This is a genomic window from Nitratidesulfovibrio oxamicus (genome assembly GCF_015731765.1).
In the GTDB taxonomy this organism is placed as follows: Bacteria; Desulfobacterota; Desulfovibrionia; order Desulfovibrionales; family Desulfovibrionaceae; genus Cupidesulfovibrio; species Cupidesulfovibrio oxamicus.
The window spans coordinates 1-3,333 of sequence record NZ_VRYY01000288.1; the positions used below are offsets into that span (position 1 = coordinate 1).

2 protein-coding genes are annotated in these 3,333 nt (G+C 68.1%); both read left to right on the forward strand.

Going from position 1 to position 3,333, the window contains the following annotated elements:
* A partial coding sequence (locus FVW20_RS10435; protein WP_196609449.1) for a hypothetical protein occupies positions 1 to 1,909 on the forward strand: 1,909 nt, incomplete at its 5' end.
* An 80-nt stretch (positions 1,910 to 1,989) separates the two neighbouring features.
* The gene (locus FVW20_RS10440) at positions 1,990 to 3,213 is read left to right on the forward strand and encodes an ABC transporter substrate binding protein (RefSeq protein ID WP_231039027.1); all 1,224 of its coding nucleotides are present in this window, start codon (positions 1,990 to 1,992) and stop codon (positions 3,211 to 3,213) included.
* The last annotated feature ends 120 nt before the right edge of the window (positions 3,214 to 3,333 follow it).

Below are 3,333 nucleotides of genomic sequence, written 5' to 3' on the forward strand. Positions count from 1 at the left end.
CGCCGCGCACGTGAGCGACGCGGCGCTGGACGTGGCCCAGCGGCTGCTTTCCGCGCAGGCAGCGCCGGGCAGGCCGCTTTCCGGCAGGGCGGCAGCCCAGGTGCTGGATACCGTCATCAAGTGGACCAGCGAGGAACAGGCACAGTCGGCCAACCTCGACATCAACATCACCGGCCTGCAGGATCACCTGGCCGGCGAGTTCGACGCCATCTTCACGCAACGATACACCCGCTTCGGCATGGGGGACGTGGCCCCCACGGCGGAAGACCGCGGCGCCGTCATGGATGCCTTCCGCGCCAAGTGCCGCCAGTGGGGCGAGCGGCACGGCATGCACGCGCCCGGCATTGCCGATGCCCGCGAAATGCTGGGCGAGGTCTGCCGCATGCGCGGACTGGCGCGGCTTGACGCATCCCTTGCCGCCCGGCTGGAAGAGGTCGGCGGCCATGCAACGGCCAATGCCCCGCTGTGCCAGCGGCTGCGCACGGCCATGCAGGCGCGCGGCATGGAATTCGATTTCGCCCCGGCAGACCTCGACAAGTTGCACTCGCGCCTGAAGGCCAAGTTCGAAACCGCGTTCAAGATCGTCAACACGCATCCACCCACCGCAGAAGAGGCGGCTGCTGCGGCAGACAAGGTTGTCGGCGCGTTCCTGGACTCGGTGCAGGTGATCGACGACGCGCAACTGAGCGCGGAGCAGAAGGCGGCGGCCAGGGCAATGGTGCTCAGCGCACCGTTCACCATCAATACCGCCATGGCGCAGGCGCTGTGCGAATGCCTGCCCCAGGTTTCGCAGGCGGTGGGGCAACTGGTGGCGGGTGGCCAGAATGCACAGGCCATCGCCACAACCCTGCGCGCCATCACCGACGCGACGGCGCAGGCGGTGGAGATACCCAACGGCGATCCCATGCGCCCCGCCCTGCGACCGGGCCTTGAAGGCGCCGATGAAGTGACCGCCGTGCGGGCCTTTGCCATCGGCGCCGGGCTGCAACTGGCCGGTGTGACTACCCGTGAGGGCGCGCAGGCGCTGCTGGACGGCTTTTCGCAGATAGGCAGCGAATTTCAGGCCTGCCGTTTTGCCCTGGCCCAGAGCGACCCGGGCGACAGACGCCGCGCCAACGACACGGAGGCGGCGGTCCATGTGCTGGACACCCTGATCAGAACGGCCGGGGTGCGCGGCGTTGACCGCTCACTGCTGCTTGAAACGCCGGGCGTGGGCCAGTTGAACATGGCGCAGGTGCGCGCGGCGCTTCCCGCCAACGTGCATGGCGTGGGAAAAATGGAAACGCAGCCCCAGGTGGATACGGCGCTTCTGGGGCAGCAGGTGGCCGCGGAGATGACGAAGGAAGCCGCGCGCCACGGCAGCAGCCTGCCCATCGCCGATGTTTCCCAGGAGTTTCAGCAGCAGTACCTTTCCAAATTCGGTGCCGATTTCCTGAAGGATTTCTTCCGCAACGGCATCATGCTGGACGGGCACCGGTACGGCGCCACCGGCACGCAGGATCCGGCGGCCATGGAGCAGGCCCTGCGCAACTTCGCGGATGCCTTCCCCAGCGTCGATATGGCGGCCGACATCAGCCGTTCGCTGCATCAGGGGGTGGTGCCCATGGTGCTGACCGGGCTTTCCACGCAACCCGGCACCCAGGAGTTGACCATGGCCGTGCTGACCGGGCAGGGCACACGGTTGGCGGAGGGCAACCGCATTTCGCTTGTCACTCGCCAGGACGGCAGCTACACGGCCACCGTGGCCATCAACATGCAGTACGGCGAGTTTGATCCGGAGGGGCTGCCGACGCCCGGCATGGGTATGTGCGGAGAACTGCATATGTCCATGCGCGCCGGGGAAGGGAGCGTTACCGTCCAGCCTCAGGATTGCGATGTGGTCTTCAGCCAGAATCAATGGGGACGTTAGCCGCCCCCGGACGGCCAATGCCGCACGGACGGAATGAAACGCCGCGCCCCTTGCCGGGGCGCGGTTTTGGGGAGATGCGCATGACGGGACTTGGTTGGGGGCCGCGCGCCCGGATGGTGTCCGCCCACATGCTGTGCGCCCGGATGGTGTCCGCCCGGGTGGTGTCCGCCCGGATGGTGCGCATCCTGATGCTGGCGGCATGCTGCTGCATGGCGGCGTTGCCCGCGCGGGCCGCCGCGCCGGAAGCAAACGCCAGGGTGTGGCGGGTGGCCTACATAGAGGGCGGCCCGTACACCGACTATCAGCAGATACTGGCGGGCACGGTGCGCGGGCTGGCGCGCCTTGGCCTCATTCCCGACGGCAACGTGCCGGTGCCGCAAGGCACGGAAAGCACGCGCGAGATGTGGCAATGGCTGACCGCCCACGCCAACGGCGGGCGCATCGAATTCCTGGCCGACGGCTACTACACGGCGGACTGGGACCCGGCCCGCCGGGCGGCCAACCGGGCCGAGCTGCTGAGGCGCATCCGCGAGCGCGGTGACGTGGACATGATCTTTGCCTACGGCACCTGGGCCGGGCTGGACATGGCCACCGACGACCACGCGGTGCCCACCTTTTCCATGTCGGTCACCGACGCCGTGGGCGCGGGCATCGTGAAGTCGGTGGAGGATTCCGGCCACGACCACGTGCACGCCCAACTGGAGCCGGGCCGCTACGAGCGCCAGCTGGCGGTGTTCCACGACGTGTTCAAGTTCAAGCGGCTGGGCGTGCCCTTCGACGATACCCCGGAGGGGCGCGCGTCCATCGCCATGCCGGTCATAGAGCGCACCGCCGCGGAACTGGGCTTCACCGTCGTGCCGTGCCCCGCCCGCTTCGACGTGCCCGACCTGGACGTGGCCTTCGGCAACCTGCTCCAGTGCGTGGAAACCCTGTCCAGAACGTCCGACGCCGTCTACCTTACGGTCAACACGGGCATGCAGGGCAAGCGCATGGTCGAGCTGTTGCAGCCGGTGATCCGCGCGGGCGTTCCCACCTTTTCGCAGAGCGGGCCGGAAGAAACCAAGCTGGGCGTGCTGCTCAGCCTTGCGCAGGCCAGCTTCGACGACGTGGGCCTGTTCGAGGCCGAGGCCGTGCAAAAGGTCATCAACGGCGCGAAACCGCGCGAGGTGAGCCAGGTGTTCGAAGGCCCGCTGGGCCTTGCCATCAACCTGCGCATGGCCATGCTGATCGGCTGGAATCCGCCGTTCGACATTCTGGCGGCGGTGGATGAAATCCACCAGCAGATCCAGAATGCGGAAAACTAGCGACCGCGCCATGACGCAGGATACCACCCCCACCGGGCCCGGCGCCGAAGCGGCATCCACCCCGTCGTCCTCCACGGCGTCCGGCACGGCGTCCGGCGCGGCGTCCGGCGCGGCGTCCGG

Bases quoted from the DNA above. Each gene is read 5' to 3' on its own strand.
- FVW20_RS10440 (WP_231039027.1), top strand. From the start codon at position 1,990: ATGACGGGACTTGGTTGGGGGCCGCGCGCCCGGATGGTGTCCGCCCAC.